The following is a 16,343-nucleotide window of genomic DNA, read 5'->3' as shown; positions in this document are numbered from 1 at the left end:
GGGCAGAATCACGGGCGTGCGGATCGCGATGCTCGGCCCTCTGGAGGTGCGGGCCGGTGACGGCGCCCCGGTCGAGGTGGCCGGGACGCGGTTGCGCACGCTGCTGATCCTGCTCGCCCTGACCGACGGCGTGGCCGGGACCCAGCGGCTGATCGACGGCGTGTGGGGCGCCAACCCGCCCGCAGGCGCGGCGAACGCGTTGCAGGCACTGGTGTCCCGGCTCCGGCGCACACTGCCCGAGGCCACCGTCGAGTCGCATCCGGCCGGGTACCGGCTCGTCGTCGGGCCCGAGGTCGTCGACGTGACGCGGTTCGAGCGGCTCGTGGCCGACGGCAGGCGGGCGTTGGCCGGTGATCCCGCCACCGCCTCGGTCCTGCTCCGCGACGCCCTCGCGCTGTGGCGCGGGCCGGCCCTGCTCGACGTGGCCGGGTCGGACCTCGCGGCGTCGGTCGTCCCGCGGCTCGACGAGCTGCGGCTGGCCGCCGTGGAGGACCGGGTCGAGGCCGACCTGCGGTTGGGGCGGGGCGGCGAGCTGGTCACCGAGCTGACCGCGCTGGTGGCCGAGTTCCCGCTGCGGGAGCGGCTGGTCGGTGCGTTGATGCGTGCGCTGTGTGCCGCGGGGCGGCCTGCCGAGGCGCTGACCGTGTTCGAGCGGGCCAGGCAGGTCCTCGCCGACGAGCTGGGCACCGACCCGTCGCCGGAGCTTGCCGCACTGCACGTCTCGGTGCTGCGCGGTGCCGACACGCCGAGGACCAACCTGCGGGCGGAGCTGACCAGCTTCGTCGGACGCGACGACGACCTCGTCCGGGTGCGCGGGCTGGTCGAGGAGTACCGCCTGACCACGCTGATCGGGCCGGGTGGCTCAGGCAAGACGCGGCTGTCCGTCGAGGCCGCGCGGACACTGCTGGCGGCGATGCCCGACGGCGTGTGGTTCGTGGAGCTGGCGCGGGTCGGCGACGCGGCCGGGGTGCCGCAGGCCGTGCTGGCCGCGCTCGGGGTCCGCGAGCACGTGCACGGCGGGCGGCTGGGGGCCGAGCCCACGGCCACCGACCCGGTCGACCTGCTCGTCGCCGCGCTCGGCAACCGGCGGGTGCTGCTGGTGCTGGACAACTGCGAGCACGTCGTCGGCGCGGTCGCCGAGTTCGCCGACCGGCTGCTCGGTGCGTGTCCCGCGCTGCGGATCCTGGCCACGAGCCGGGAGCCGCTCGGGATAACCGGGGAGGCCCTGTGGCCGGTCGAGCCGCTGGCGCTGCCGCCTGCGGGCACCGACGGGACCGGCTACGCGGCGGTGCGTTTGCTGGTGGACCGGGCCCGCGCGGCACGTCCGGGGTTCGCGGTCGACGACCCGGCCACGGTGGTGCGGATCTGCCGGGCACTGGACGGCATGCCGCTCGCCATCGAGCTGGCCGCGGCACGACTGCGGACCATGACCCCCGCGCAGCTCGCCACCCGGCTCGACGACCGGTTCCCGCTGCTCACCGGCGGCAGCCGGGTCGTGCTGCCCCGCCACCAGACGCTGCGGGCGGTCGTGGACTGGAGCTGGGAGCTGCTGTCCGAGCCGGAACGGGTGCTGTGGCGGCGGCTGTCGGTGTTCGCGGGCGGCGCGACCCAGGACGCCGCGGAACACGTGTGCGCCGGTGGTCCGGTGGCGGCCGTGGACGTGCTCGACCTGCTGTCCGCGCTGGTGGACAAGTCGCTGCTGACCGTGTCGGACGGGGACGGGCCGCGTTACCGGATGCTGGAGACGATCAAGGCGTACGGCCTCGAGCGGCTCGCGGAGGCCGGGGAGCGGGAACGGGTGCGGCAGGCGCACGCGGCGTACTTCGTCGACCTCGCCGAGGCCGCCGAGCCCCGGCTGCGCAGGCACGACCAGCTGGTGTGGCTGGCCAGGCTGGCCGCCGACCACGACAACCTCACCGCGGCGATCCGGCACGCCGTGGCGGCAGGGGACCCGGCGAGCGCCGTGCGGCTGGTGGCCGTCGCGGGGTGGTACTGGTGGCTGAGCGGGCACAAGGCGGAGGGCGCCGTGCTCGCCGGTGAGGCGCTGGCGTTGCAGGGCGAGGTCGACGACGAGCCGAGGGCGGCGGCGTGTGCGATGGCGGCGCTGCTCGTCCTGGACGGGCTGCGGGACGAGAAGGCCGCGGCCCGGTGGTTCCACACGGCACACGAGCTGGCCAGTCGCACGGTGCACGCACACCCGCTGCTGCGCCTGCTCGGCCCGATCGAGCAGATACTGGCGTCCTACCAGGACGGCACGACCGAGATCTCGGTCGGCGTGACCGAGCCGCTGGCGGACGACCCGGACCCGTGGGTCCGCGGCACGGCGAGGCTGATGCACGGACACCTGCTGCTCAACGTCGGCCGCGAGCACGCGGCGGCGGAGGCCGACTTCGAGGCGGCCCTCGCGGAGTACCGGCAGCTCGGCGAGCGCTGGGGCACCTCGTTCGCGCTGACGTCGCTCGCGGACCTGGTCGCGTGGCGGGGCGACCTGGCGACGGCGGTCGAACACCACGCACAGGCGCTCGCGGCCCTGTCGGAGCTGCTGTCGAGCGACGAGGTCGTGCACATCCGGGTGAAGCTGGCGGCCCTGCGCAGGCGTGCGGGCGACCTGCCGGGTGCGCTCACGGCGCTCGCGGAGGCGTCGGCGGAGGCCGACCACCTCGGCCTGCCGACGGCCACGAGCGCCGTGGCCCACCTGAGGGGCGACTTCGCCCGCCGCGACGGTGACCTGGCGGCGGCCCGCACGTACCTGGTCGACGCGTGCACGATGGCGGAGAACCTGTCCGTGGCGTCCCAGTTCCACGCGACGGTCCTCGACTCGCTCGGCTACGTCGAGGTCGCGGAGGGCGACGTCGCGGCGGCCCACGCGCACTACGTGACGGCACTGGGGTGGGCGATCGAGTCCATGGACGCGCCGGTCGTCGCGCAGATCCTCGTCGGCATCGCGAACCTGGCCCTGCACCAGGGCGACGCGACGCAGGCGGCGGTGTTGCTGGGCGCGGAGGTGGCGATCCGGGGCACCGCCGACCTGTCGCGTGAGGACACGGCGGAGGTGACGGCGGCAACCCGTGCCGCACTCACCCCGGAGGAGTTCACCCTGGCGACCGCCCGGGGCGCCACGGCGACCCTGGCGCGGCTACACGACCTGACCACCCCAACCCTGACCCCCTGACCGCGCCCCGGCCCCGCGCCCGCCTCATGCACTGAAGGACGCCTTCGTAACGCCGGGCGCACCGAAGGACGCCTTCGTAACGCCGGGCGCACTGAAGGACGCCTTCGTAACGCCGGGCGCACTGAAGGACGCCTTCAGTACGTTCGGCGCGCGCCACCCCCACGGCGGGCGCCGGGGTCCTCGGCTGGGTACCGTCGGACTGGGGTTCGGGCAGGTCAGGAGGAGTACGCATGCTGATCGGCGACATCGACGTCCATCCGGTCGCGGACGGGACCTTCCGGGCGTCGCCCGCCTACTTCGGCGAGCACGCCACGCCGGACGGGCACGAGGACCTGTTCACCCGGGACGGCATGGCGTGGCTGCCGATCGGGTGCTTCCTGGTGCGGACCGGTGAGCGGACGGTCCTCGTCGACGCCGGGCTGGGGCCCGCCGTGCGGGACAGCGGTCCCCGGCGGCTCCTCGTCGGTGGGCAGCTGCTCGTCGGGCTGCGTGCCGCCGGGGTCACGCCACCGGACGTCACCGACGTCGTCTGCACCCACCTGCACGCCGACCACTGCGGTTGGCTCTACGACCTCGACGCGGCGCCGGTCTTCCCGAACGCGACGGTCTGGTTCGGCGCCCACGACTGGGACCACTTCGTCACCGACCCGGACGTGTGGATGTTCGACCACATCCGGCACGGGCTCCGCGAGGCCGCGGGCCGGCTGCGGCTGGTGGCCGGGGACACGACCGTCGCGCCGGGCATCACCCTGATGATGACGCCGGGGCACACTCCCGGTCACCTCAGCGTGGTCGTGTCGTCGAGGGGCCGGCGGGCGCTGTTGCTCGGCGACGCGATCGTCTGCCCGGTGCAGCTGGACGAGCCGACGTGGCAGTCGATCGGCGACGTGGATCCCGAGCTGGCCGGGCGGGTCCGCGAACGGCTGTGGCGCGAGCTGGAGGACGGGGTGACCTTCGGTGCGGGCGCGCACTTCCCCGAGCTGCGGTTCGGCCGCGTGCTCGCCGGGCAGGGCCGCAGGTGGCTCACCTGACCCCCACCCTCCACACCGGACACGCACTGCACGACACCGCGTACGCCAAGGCGGTCCGGGACGTCGCGGGCAGTGTCACGGACAACACGTTCGTGGCCGGCGAGTCGTGGCCGACGGTGTGGGTGCGTGACGCCGCGTACGCGATCGACCTCGGCGCGGGGCTCCTGCACCCCTCGGTGGCCGCGGCCTCGCTGCGAGGCGTCGTCGGCACGGGCAGCGTGTGGCCCCAGGACCGGGCGGCGCACTTCGGCGGGTGGCCCCGCCTGACGGACTCGATCGTGGGCGCGGTCGGCGCGTGGGCGTGCTACACGGCCACGGGCGACCTGGACTTCCTGCGGTGGAGCCATGACGTGACCAGGACGACGCTGGCGAGAGCCGAGCGGGAGGTCCTCGACGGCGGGCTTTTCCTCGGCTGCGCGAGCTTCATGGAGTCCAACAGTGCCTATCCCCCGCGGTTCGCGTTCCGCGGCAGGGCGGTCGGCGCGACGACGGCGTTGAGTACCAACGTCCTCTACCACCGCGCCTACACACTGGCGGCCCGCGCGGCACGGCTGCTCGGCGAGGACCCGGACCCGTTCGAGACACGGGCGACGACACTCGGCAAGGCGATCGACGACAGGCTGTGGCGACCGGACCGCGGCCACTACGCCTACTACGAGGACGATCGGCCGTCGGACCGCTGGGAGGGACTGGGCAACGCGCTGGCCGCCCTGTGGCACGTCGCCGACGACGACCAGGCGGCGTCGATCTTCCGTACTGTCAGGCCGACCCGCAACGGACTGCCCTGTCTGTGGCCGCCGTATCCACTGTGGACCAGCAGGCTGCTGCGCGACGAGTACTTCTACCACAACGGAATGGTGTGGCCGTTCGTCCAGGGCTACTGGGCGTGGGCGGCGGCGAGCCGGGGCGCGGCGGCCGTCTTCGCGACGGAACTGACGACCCTGGCCACACTGGCGGCCAGGGCGACGACCTACCACGAGTTCTACCACCCGGACACCGCCCGCCCCGGCGGCTCGGCCCGCCAGCTGTGGAGCGCGGCCGGCTACCTCGCGATGGTCCACCACGGACTGCTGGGCATCTCCTTCGACGAGGAGATCCACTTCCAGCCGGTGGTCCCGCCCGGCTTCACGAGCGTCCGCCTGTCGAACCTCCCCCACCGCGCGATGACGCTCGACCTCCGCATCACCGGCACCGGCACCATCACCCGGCTCGACCTCGACGGCACACCCCGCCCGGAGTTCTCGATCCCCGCCGGCCTGACCGGCAGGCACCGCGTGGACATCACTCTCGCCCGCCCGGGAACCGGCACAGTGGTGTGACCTCTGACGCCATAGGTCGGCGGTTTCCCCGAGAATGCACTCTCTTGACCATTGGGCCATCGGGGACAGCCATAGTACGGCCGTTCGGCCCAGTGCCTTACCTGCGGTTTGTCCACTCGGCGGCGGCTTGTCGGGTTACCTCGACGAAACTTTCGATTAACCCTTGACCGCCTCTTCACGCCGTCTTAATTTGTCCGGCTAACGGACAAATTATCGGCAGGGCGGTGTGGCCTTGGTGGACGCGGCTCGACCAGTGCGACGGCCGGACGGGCGGCAGCCTGCCGATCTGGCGCTGGTGCGCAGGAACAACCTCGCGCTGGTGCTGCGGCACCTGCGGGACGCGGGCCCGCGCAGTCGTGCCACGGTCGCCGTCGAGACGGGGCTCAACCGCGGCACGGTGTCCAGCCTGGTCAGTGAGCTGATCGACCGCGGTCTGGTCCGCGAGGGCGACGTCCAGCGGGAGGGCTCGGTCGGTCGGCCGGGGCAGACCGTCGAGCTGGACGGGCGCACCATCGGCGGCATCGGCGTGGAGATCAACGTCGACTACGTGACCGCGATCGTCCTGGACCTCTCCAACACACCGGTCTTCGAGCACCGCGTGGCCCTCGACGTGCAGGCGCTCCCCCCGGAGGCCGTGCTCGACGCCGTCACCGAGCTTTCGATCATGGCACTCGCGGTATGCGACAAACGGGACATCATGGCGGTCGGCATGACGCTCGCCATCCCCGCGCTGGTCGAGCGGGAGGACGGCGTGGTCGCGTTCGCCCCGAACCTGCACTGGACGCAGGTGAACGCCGTCGACGGGCTGCGGCACCGCCTCGGGCGGCCGGGGTTCGCCATCCGGGTCGAGAACGACGCCAACCTGGCCGCGCTCGGCGAGTTCGCCATGGGCTGCCGCGCGGGCACCGCCCACCTCGTCTACCTCACCGGCGAGACGGGCGTCGGCGGCGGGGTCATGGTCGACGGGCAGCTCCTGCGTGGCGCGGAGGGGTTCTCCGGCGAGATCGGGCACATGCCGCTCAACCCCGGCGGCGACCTGTGCGGCTGCGGGCGGCGCGGTTGCTGGGAGACCATGGTCGGCCTCGCCGCGCTGCTGCGGATGGCCGCGACGCCGGACGACCCGGTGCGCGACCCGTCACTGGACCTCGAGCAGCGCCTGGCCGTCGTGCGGGACCGTGCCGACGAAGGCGAGCCGCGCACCCTCGACGCGCTGAAGCTGGTCGGCGAGGCGCTCGGCCTCGGCGCCTCCATCCTGCTCAACGTGTTCAACCCCCGCGTCCTGGTGCTCGGGGGTTACTTCGCGAGCCTGGGCGGCTACCTGCTGGCGCCGATGCTCGCCGAGCTGCGGGCCCGCGTGATGGCGCCGGAGGCCTGCGAGGTCGTCCTGTCCACCCTCGGCTTCACGGCCGCCGCACGCGGTGGCGCGCACGTCGCCCTGGAGGCCGTGCTCGACGACCCGACGCTGGCCCCGCTGCGACATCCCACCAGATGAGACGGGCCGTGGTGCGGAGCGTGGCAGCGCCCCGCACCACGGCAGGTGCACCACGGACGCGAAAAGGAGGGACAACGAATCCCCACCTGTTCAGGGGAAGCAACGCCACGTCACACCCCGCCCGTATTCCCGGGCACCCCTTGGGAGGTTAGTAGATGTCCCTGACGAGCAGGGCGTCCGCGGCTGTCAAGCCGCGGTTACGTCGTTTCGCTCGACTCGGCAGACCGTTGGCGGCGACTCTCGTCGCCGCCGCGGTCACCGCGAGTATGGCGTCAGTGGCCCCGACGGCCGCGGCGCAGGAGGCCGATCCGGCCTTCAAGGCACTCGTGTTCTCCAAGACAACCGGCTTCCGTCACGACTCGATCCCCGACGGTATCGCCGCGGTCCAGAAGCTGGGCCAGGAGCACAACTTCACGGTCGACACCACCGAGGACTCGTCGCTGTTCACCGACGCGAACCTCGCGCAGTACAACGTCGTGATCTTCATGTCCACCACGGGCGACCCGCTGGGCACGCAGGAGGAGAAGGACGCGTTCCAGCGCTACATCCAGCACGGCGGCGGGTACGCGGGCGTGCACGCGGCGGCTGACTCCGGCTACAACTGGGAGTGGTACGGCGGCCTGGTCGGCGCCTACTTCAAGCAGCACCCGGCGGAGCAGCAGGCGACCGTCAAGGTGGAAGACCCGGCGCACCCCTCGACCGAGGGCCTGCCGACCACCTGGTCACGCACCGACGAGTGGTACGACTACCAGACGAACCCGCGCGGCAAGGTCCACGTCCTGACCTCACTGGACGAGAAGACCTACACGGGCGGCTCGATGGGCTTCGACCACCCGAACACCTGGTGCCAGGACTACGACGGCGGCCGGTCCTGGTACACCGGCCTCGGCCACACCAAGGACAGCTACGTCGAGCCGAACTTCCTGCACCTGCTGCTCGGCGGCATCCAGACCGCGGCGGGCGTGGTGCCCGCGGACTGCTCGGCGTCGCAGGACACGAGCTTCGAGAAGGTCACGCTCGACGACAACACGTCGAACCCGATGATGCTGGACATCGCGAGCGACGGCCGGGTGTTCTACATCGACCGGCTCGGTGACGTGAAGGTCGTGCAGCCAGGCGGTTCTGTCGCCACCTCGGCACACATGGACGTGTTCACCGCGAACGAGAGCGGCCTGCTCGGCATGGCGCTCGACCCCGACTTCGCCACGAACAAGTGGATCTACCTGTACTACTCGCCGAACACCGCCGAGTCGGTCGACCAGCTGTCCCGGTTCACCGTGAACACCGACTCCACGCTGGACCTGGCGAGTGAGAAGGTCGTCATGAAGGTCCCGGTCCAGCGGTCGCAGTGCTGCCACCACGGCGGGGGCATGGTCTTCGACCCCGGCACCGGCGACCTGTGGCTCGCCAACGGCGACAACACCAACCCGTTCGACTCGGACGGTTACGCCCCGATCGACGAGCGTGCCGGCCGTTCCGACTGGGACGCGCAGAAGTCCGCGGCCAACACCAACGACCTGCGCGGCAAGGTGCTGCGGATCCACCCGGAGGACGACGGCACCTACTCCATCCCGGAGGGCAACCTCTTCGCACCCGGCACGGAGAAGACCCGTCCCGAGATCTACGCGATGGGCTTCCGCAACCCGTTCCGGATCGGTGTCGACCCGCAGACCCACAAGATCATGGTCGGCAACTACGGGCCGGACGCGGGCACCGCGAACCCGAACCGGGGGCCGGAGAACACGGTCGAGTGGGACATCCTCAACCGGCCGGGCTTCTACGGCTGGCCGTACTGCATCGGCAACAACGCCGCGTACAACGACTACGACTTCGCCACCGCCACCTCGGGTGCGAAGTTCGACTGCGCGCACCCGGTGAACAACTCGCCCAACAACACCGGGCTCACCGAGCTGCCACCGGCGATCCCGGCCACGGTCGACTACCACTACAACGCCAACCCGCTGTTCCCGGAGATCGGTGGCGGCGGCGCACCCATGGCCGGTCCGGTCTACCGGTACGACGAGAACCTGGCGTCGGACCGGAAGTGGCCCGCCTACTGGGACGGCAAGGCGATCTTCGGCGAGTGGAACCAGAACAACCTGTTCTCGTTCCAGCTCGACGAGGACGGCAGCAAGCTCGTGGACATCAACCGGATGTTCCCGACGTTCAGCTTCCTGAAGCCGATGGACATGAAGTTCGGTCCGGACGGCGCGCTGTACCTGATCGAGTGGGGCTCCGGCTTCGGTGGCGACAACACCGACTCCGGCGTCTACCGCATCGACTACGTGCAGGGCAACAGGGCGCCGATCGCGCGGGCCAAGGCGGACAAGACGTCCGGCGTCGCTCCCCTGACGGTGAACTTCTCCAGTGACGGCTCGCTCGACCCGGACGGCACGCCGGTCACGTACGCCTGGGACTTCACCAGCGACGGGACCGTCGACTCGACCGAGGCGAACCCGTCGTTCACCTACACGGCCAACGGGAACTTCAGCGCCACGCTGACGGTGACCGACGCCGACGGGCGAACGGCCACCGCGAACGTGCCTGTCGTCGTCGGCAACACCGCACCGACAGTACGGTTGAACCTGCCGCCCAACGGCGGGTTCTTCGACTGGGGTGACCAGGTGAAGTTCACGATCACGGTCACCGACCCGGAAGACGGCACAGTCGACTGCGACGACGTGCAGCTGCAGTCGATCCTGGGTCACGACACGCACGGCCACCCGCTCGACCAGTACACCGGTTGTGACGGGACCGTGCAGACCACGTTGTCCTCCGGGCACTCCGAGGGTGACAACGTGTTCGCGGTGTTCGAGGCCAGCTACACGGACAAGGGTGGCGCCGGTGGCGCATCGCCGTTGACCGGCCGGGCGCAGGCGATCCTGCAACCCAAGCACAAGCAGGCCGAGTTCTTCACCGCCACCGGCCGCGTGGCCGACGGCGCGGGCACCGGTGACCCCGGTGTCACGGTGGAGACCGCGTCCGACACCGCTGGCGGGTTCCGGGACATCGGGTTCATCGAGGACGGCGACTGGTGGTCGTTCGACCCCGCGAACCTGTCCCAGATCGACTCGATCGGGTTCCGGGTCGCGTCCAACGGCGGTGGCGGTGTCATCGAGGTGCACTCCGGTGCGGCCGACGGCACGCTGGTCGGCAGGGTGAACGTGCCGGTCACGGGTGACTGGCAGACCTACACCGACGTGACGCTGCAGCTGGAGAACCCACCGACCGGCACCGCGGGGCTGTACTTCGTGGCACGCAGGCCGGAGGGCAGCACCAACACCGGCGGCATGTTCAACGTCAACTGGGTCGACTTCAACGGCAAGGGTGTCACAGACAACCAGCGCCCGGAGGTCACCGCGTCGGGTACCCCGACCCGAGGCACCGCCCCGCTGACGGTGGACTTCCACTCCGAGGCCACGGACGCCGAGGGCGACAACCCCCTGACGTACCAGTGGAACTTCGGTGTGGCGGGCGCGACGGCGAACACGCCGGACGCGTCGTACACCTACACCGCCCCGGGCAGCTACGACGCGACGGTGACGGTCACCGACACGCGTGGCGCGGCGACGACCCAGCACGTCGGGGTCGTGGTCGACAGCCCGAGCGTCACGTGTCTCTCGGGCAGGTCGGACGACTTCCTCGGGACGTCACTCGACGCGGGCCGGTGGCAGGTGGTCCGGCAGAACCAGGACCTCGTGGTGCGGGACGGCGGGCTGCACATCCCGACGACCAACACCGACATCTACGGCACGGACAACAGCCAGCCCACGCCGAACCTGGTTCTCCAGCCCGCACCCGGTGGTGCGTGGCAGGCCACGACGAAGGTGTCGCTGACGGCCAGGGACGCCTACCAGCAGGCCGGTCTGATCCTCTACGGGGACGACGACAACTACGCCAAGATGGTGCTGCAGGGCCGTGGCACGGCGGACGCCGGGGCGCGGATCTTCCAGTACATCCGCGAGGAGGCCGGTCAGCCGAACGAGGTGGCCGACTCCAACACGGCGAACCTCGGCGCGGCCTACCCGGACACCGCGTACGTGCGACTCTCCAGTGACGGCACCCGCCTCACCGCGTCGTACTCGGCGGACGGGTTGTCGTGGACGAACATGCCGCAGACGGACAAGCTGATCGCGGGGATCGCGAACCCGCGCATCGGCCTGGTCTCGCTCTCGGGCACGGGCGCTCGCCCGGTGGTCGACGCGGCGTTCGACTGGTTCCAGCTGACGCCGGACGACTCGGCGACGGGTCCGACGGACCCGGACGACGAGTTCGACGGGTCCAGTGTGGACGGTTGCCGGTGGACGACGGTCGTGCGGCCGGACGCCTCGGCCACCCGGGTGACCGGTGGCAACCTGGAGATCGACACCAGCACCGGTGACATCTACGGGACGGACAACTCCGGCCCGAAGAACTTCACCCTGCAGACCCCGCCGGCCGGGGACTGGACGGTGGAGACGAAGGTGGACGGCAGCGCGTTCAACCAGGCCTACCACCAGGGCGGCCTGATCGCGTACACCGACGACGCGAACTACGTGAAGCTCGACTTCGTCGCCGACAGTGCGACGACGAAGCGGATCGAGCTGCGCAGCGAGGTCGGGGACGCGGTACAGAACCCGCAGCCGACGGCCAACAACCTCACACAGGGCGTCTGGTACCTCCGGCTCACCAAGTCCGGGACCACCTACCACGGGTTCTACTCCGCGGACGGGGTCACCTGGACCGAGGTCGGTGAGGCCGTCACCAACTCGGCGGTCGGCAACGCCAAGGTCGGGTTGTTCGCCTTCGGGGTCAACCAGACGGCGTCGGCGACCGCCAAGTTCGACTACTTCCACGCGTCCTGGACGACGGAGCAGCCGGACGAGACGGCACCGGTGACCAGCGCGACCACGGACCCGGCGAACCCGGGTGCGAGCGGCTGGTACACGGGTCCGGTGACGGTGACGCTGGCCGGTGTGGACGAGGAGAGCGGCGTCGACCGCACCGAGTACACAGTGGATGGCGGCGCCTGGACCGCCTACACGGCACCGTTCCCGGTGAGTGGCGACGCCGCGCACCAGGTCCGGTTCCGGTCGGTGGACGAGGCGGGCAACGTGGAGGAGGCGAAGTCGCTGACGGTCTCCGTGGACGCCACGGCGCCGCTCACCACCGCGCAGTTCGCCCCGGGCAACGACAACGGGTGGCACGCGGGCGCGATCCCGGTGACCCTGGCGGCGACGGACGCGACGTCCGGCGTGGCCGGCACCGAGTACTCGCTCGACGGTGGCGCCTGGGCGCCCTATACGCAGGCCGTGGACGTGACCGGCGACGGGACGCACACGGTGGCGTACCGGTCGACGGACAAGGCCGGCAACGTGGAGACGGAGAAGGCGGCCACCGTCAAGATCGACGGCACCAAGCCGACGGTCCTGATCTCGGGTATCTCGGACAGGCAGGTCTACGGCGACAGCCAGGACCTGCGGATCAGCTGGCAGGCCGTGGACTCGACGTCCGGGGTCAGGACGCTGACCGGCAAGCTGGACGGCGCGAACTTCGCCACCGGCACGCTGCTGCCGCTGTACACGTCGTCGCTCGGCACGCACTCGCTGACGGTCACCGCGGTGGACAACGCGGGCAACCGGACGAACCAGACGGTCACGTTCGGGGTCAGCGCGTCCACCCGGGACATGGTGAACCTGGTGGACCGCTTCAAGGCGGTCGGCTGGATCAACCAGGCGACCCAGAAGTCGTTGCAGGACCAGCTGACCAAGGTCCGCAAGGCCGAGGCGAACGGCAACGACACGAAGGTCGTCAAGTTGCTGGGCCAGTTCCGGACCCTCGCGACCGACCCGAACAAGGTCAAGGTCGCGGAGGTGCGGGACACGCTGGCCCGTGACACCGACGACCTGATCGCACGACTGTCCTGATTCACCAGGGGTGCCCCCGCCCGGCACGGCGGGGGCACCCCCTCCCGAACGGACTCACCATGATCCGCAGAGCACTCACTCTCCTCGTCGCGGTGGTCGCCACCGTGCTGCTGGGCGCCTCGCCGGCATGGGCCCACGGCGGGCCGATCGACCTGGACGTGCGCAGCGACGGCGGCCAGGGCATCACCGTGACCGCCGTCTACCTGCGTGACCACCACTACGTCCCGGTCGAGGTGGTGATGACCTACACGGCGGTCGACCGGTCGGGGAAGAAGACGATCGGGCCGGTGCGGCTGCGGGCCTCGTCGGAGGGACAGTCGTTCTACGTCAGCGAGAAGCCGCTGCCGCTCGGCGACTGGACGGTGACGGTCACCTCCACCAGCCCGTCCGCGGCGCAGAAGACGATCTCGATAACCTCCGAGGAGCTGCCGCCCGTCGGCACCTCGCGCACCCCGGCCCCGAGCGGCCTCTCGACGGCGACGCTCGTGGCCATCCCGGTCGCGGTCGCCGTGGTGGGGCTCGTCGTCGCCCTCCTCCTGCGCAGGCGACGCCAGACCCGGGCGCCCGCCTGAGGTTTCCCGCGTGGTGCGCCTACAGTTCGCCACACCGGGAGCGGCACGTGGAGGAGGACGAGGGTGCGTCTACTGATCACCGGTGCGGCGGGTGGGGTCGGCACGCTGTTGCGGCCCCTCCTGGCGCGGGACGGCCGGGTGCTGCGCCTGCTGGACGTCGCGGCGCTCACGGACACCGGCGACGGCGCGGAGCTGGTGGCCGCGTCGGTCACGGACCTGGACGCGATGACGGCGGCGTGTGCGGACGTCGACGCGGTCCTGCACCTCGGCGGGCTCTCGACGGAGCACCCGTGGGAACAGATCCTGCCGACGAACATCGACGGCACCTACAAGGTCCTCGAGGCGGCCAGGCGCGCGGGGGTGCCGCGTGTGGTGTTCGCCAGCACCAACCACACCGTCGGCTTCCACCCCCGCGACGGCCACGAGGCGCCCGACCACCTGTTCCCCCGGCCGGACACGTTCTACGGGGTGTCCAAAGTGGCCGGTGAGGCGCTCGGCAGCCTCTACCACGACCGGTACGGGCTCGACGTGGTGTGCCTGCGCATCGGCGGCTGCTTCGCCAGACCCCTCGACACGCGGATGCTCGAGACGTGGCTCTCCCCCGCCGACGCGGCACGCCTGGTCGAGGCGGCACTGTCCGCCCCTGGGCCGCTGTTCACGGTCGTGTGGGGGGTCTCGGACAACACGCGCCGCTGGTGGAGCCTCGCCGAGGCGGAGAAGCTGGGTTACCACCCGCGGGACGACTCGGAACGCTACGCCGACGAGGTGCCCGCGGCCGACGAGGAGTTCCTGCGCTACCTCGGCGGCGGGTTCTGCTCGCCGGAGCTGGACGGTGGCGGCCGGGACGGCTCGGTGTGATTCTCTCGTCAGGCCCTGGACCAGCACGTACTACGTATGATGCGCTCGCAGCAGGAACGAGGGGGTCATCATGAACATCGTCGTCGTCGGCGCGGGGATCGCCGGACTCACCACTGCCGCGGCGCTCGCCCGCGCCGGTGTCCCGTGCACCGTCTACGAACAGACGGGCGAGCTGGGTGAGGTGGGTGCGGGCATCCAGCTGGCGCCCAACGCGACCCGGCTGCTCCAGCGTCTCGGGTCGATCCACCTCGAGGACCGGGGTGTCGCGCCCGAGGCCATCGAGATGCACCGGTGGGACGACGGCGACGTGCTCGGCACGACCGTGCTCGGCCAGGCCTGCCTCGACCGCTTCGGCGCGCCCTACTACACCTTCCACCGCGCCGACCTGCACCGCCTCCTGCGTGACCTGCTGCCCGCCGAGTCACTCGTGCTCGGCCACCGCTGCGTCGCCGTGCACGAGACGGCGGACGGCGCCGAGGTCCGGTTCGCCGACGGCAGCGCGGTCACCGCGGACCTGGTCATCGGCGCCGACGGCATCCACTCCGTCGCGCGGCGGCTCCTCGCCGACGACCACCCCCGCTACTCCGGCCAGTCGATCTTCCGTGGTCTCGTGCCCGCGGAGCGCGTCCCGCGGCTCGCCGCGGACCCGAAGGTCATGCTGTGGGTGGGTCCCGGCAGGCACTGCGTGTCCTACCCGGTCGCGGGCGGCGAGCTGATCAGCTTCGGCGCCACCGCGCCGACCGACGGCTGGGCCACCGAGTCGTGGACCGCACCGGGCAGCATCGACGACCTGCGCACCGGCTACCGGGGCTGGCACGAGGACGTGCACGCGCTGCTGACCGCGGCCGACGCGGTGAACCAGTGGGCGCTCCACGACCGCGACCCGCTCGACACGTGGAGCGGTGCGCGGGTCACGCTGGTCGGCGACGCCGCCCACCCGATGCTGCCCTTCGCCGCGCAGGGCGCCAACCAGGCGGTCGAGGACGCGTTCGTGCTGGCCGCGTGCCTGCGGGACACGAACCGGGACACCGTGCCCGAGGCGTTGCTGCGCTACGAGTCGTTCCGCCGCCCCCGCACCAGCGACGTCCAGCTGCGCTCACGCAGCAACCAGCAGCAGTTCCACCTGTCCGACGACGAGCGAGGGCCGGACGACGGCGAGGCCAACCTCCGCGCCCAGGCGGCCCTCTTCGGCTACGACGCGGAAGCCGAGGCGCTGTCGGGCACCCGCTGACCGGCGTCCGTTCGGGTCGCGGACAGTGCCGTCGTCGGCCATCATCGCGCACACCCCGGGGAACGGGTGATTCCCGGGGGCTTACTGTTGCGGTGGCGACGAGGAGGCGGCGATGACCGTACGCGTGTTGCTGGTCGACGACCACGAGATCGTGCGCAGGGGACTCGCGGAGATCATCGGCGACGTGGACGACCTCGAGGTGGTCGGCGAGGCGTCCTGCGTCGCGGACGCGCTGACCAGAGCGGCGCAGGTGCGCCCGGACGTCGCCGTGCTCGACGTGCGGATGCCCGACGGCAGCGGCATCGAGCTGTGCCGGGAGCTGCGGTCCGCGACCCCGAACCTGGCGTGCCTGATGCTCACCTCCTACGCCGACGACGAGGCCCTGTTCGACGCGGTCATGGCAGGCGCGTCCGGGTTCGTGCTGAAGGAGGTGCTCGGGTTCGACCTGGTCACCGCCGTCCGCACGGTCGGCGCGGGCGGCACGCTGATCGACCCCCGCACCACGGCGGCCCTGATGAGCCGGCTGCACCGCGAACGCTCGGTCCGGGCCCCGCTCCGCGAGCTGACCCACCAGGAACGTGCCGTGTTCGACCTCATCGGCGAGGGTCTCACCAACCGCCAGATCGGCGAGAAGCTGTTCCTCGCGGAGAAGACCATCAAGAACTACGTCTCACGCCTGCTCAGCAAGCTCGGCATGCAACGCCGCACGCAGGCGGCCGCGCTCGCGGCCGAACTACGCACCCGGGCGCACGACTAGTGCTT

The 16,343-nt window shown here is 71.4% G+C and carries 9 protein-coding genes; all 9 read left to right on the top strand.

Features of this window, described 5'->3' with window-relative positions; genetic code table 11:
• Positions 1–16 precede the first annotated feature (16 nt).
• The 9 genes from CLV71_RS01015 (at position 17) to CLV71_RS00975 (ending at position 16,338) form a co-directional block, all read left to right on the top strand.
• Positions 17–3,172 carry an ATP-binding protein gene (locus CLV71_RS01015; RefSeq protein ID WP_133900632.1) on the top strand — a complete coding sequence of 1,052 codons (3,156 nt, stop codon included), beginning with the start codon at positions 17–19 and terminating at the stop codon, positions 3,170–3,172.
• A 230-nt stretch (positions 3,173–3,402) separates the two neighbouring features.
• Entirely contained in the window at positions 3,403–4,203 is an 801-nt protein-coding gene (locus CLV71_RS01010) for an MBL fold metallo-hydrolase (RefSeq protein ID WP_208297327.1), read from the top strand.
• Positions 4,191–5,522: an MGH1-like glycoside hydrolase domain-containing protein gene (locus CLV71_RS01005; RefSeq protein WP_133900631.1), complete on the top strand. Its 1,332-nt coding sequence runs from the start codon at positions 4,191–4,193 to the stop codon at positions 5,520–5,522. The genes CLV71_RS01010 and CLV71_RS01005 overlap by 13 nt, the downstream gene beginning before the upstream one ends.
• A gap of 253 nt (positions 5,523–5,775) precedes the next feature.
• The gene (locus CLV71_RS01000; RefSeq protein WP_208297326.1) at positions 5,776–7,014 is read left to right on the top strand and encodes an ROK family transcriptional regulator; all 1,239 of its coding nucleotides are present in this window, start codon (positions 5,776–5,778) and stop codon (positions 7,012–7,014) included.
• 275 nt (positions 7,015–7,289) lie between these two features.
• On the top strand, positions 7,290–12,920 hold the full coding sequence (locus CLV71_RS00995) for a ThuA domain-containing protein (protein WP_208297325.1): 5,631 nt from the start codon (positions 7,290–7,292) through the stop codon (positions 12,918–12,920).
• A gap of 59 nt (positions 12,921–12,979) precedes the next feature.
• A complete protein-coding gene (locus CLV71_RS00990) occupies positions 12,980–13,492 on the top strand; it encodes a hypothetical protein (RefSeq protein WP_133900629.1) in 513 nt (170 codons plus the stop codon).
• A gap of 63 nt (positions 13,493–13,555) precedes the next feature.
• On the top strand, positions 13,556–14,350 hold the full coding sequence (locus CLV71_RS00985; RefSeq protein WP_133900628.1) for an NAD-dependent epimerase/dehydratase family protein: 795 nt from the start codon (positions 13,556–13,558) through the stop codon (positions 14,348–14,350).
• A gap of 70 nt (positions 14,351–14,420) precedes the next feature.
• On the top strand, positions 14,421–15,581 hold the full coding sequence (locus CLV71_RS00980; protein WP_133900627.1) for an FAD-dependent monooxygenase: 1,161 nt from the start codon (positions 14,421–14,423) through the stop codon (positions 15,579–15,581).
• 112 nt (positions 15,582–15,693) lie between these two features.
• Entirely contained in the window at positions 15,694–16,338 is a 645-nt protein-coding gene (locus CLV71_RS00975; RefSeq protein WP_133900626.1) for a response regulator, read from the top strand.
• Positions 16,339–16,343: the final 5 nt, after the last annotated feature.

The sequence above is a fragment of the Actinophytocola oryzae genome, from assembly GCF_004364325.1.
In the GTDB taxonomy this organism is placed as follows: Bacteria; Actinomycetota; Actinomycetes; order Mycobacteriales; family Pseudonocardiaceae; genus Actinophytocola; species Actinophytocola oryzae.
This window is presented reverse-complemented; position numbering and strand designations above follow the sequence as displayed.

What these genes read in the sequence shown, in the direction of transcription:
- CLV71_RS01010 (WP_208297327.1), top strand. Translation starts at nt 3,403, where the DNA reads ATGCTGATCGGCGACATCGACGTCCATCCGGTCGCGGACGGGACCTTC.
- CLV71_RS00990 (WP_133900629.1), top strand. Translation starts at nt 12,980, where the DNA reads ATGATCCGCAGAGCACTCACTCTCCTCGTCGCGGTGGTCGCCACCGTG.
- CLV71_RS00980 (WP_133900627.1), top strand. Translation starts at nt 14,421, where the DNA reads ATGAACATCGTCGTCGTCGGCGCGGGGATCGCCGGACTCACCACTGCC.
- CLV71_RS00975 (WP_133900626.1), top strand. Translation starts at nt 15,694, where the DNA reads ATGACCGTACGCGTGTTGCTGGTCGACGACCACGAGATCGTGCGCAGG.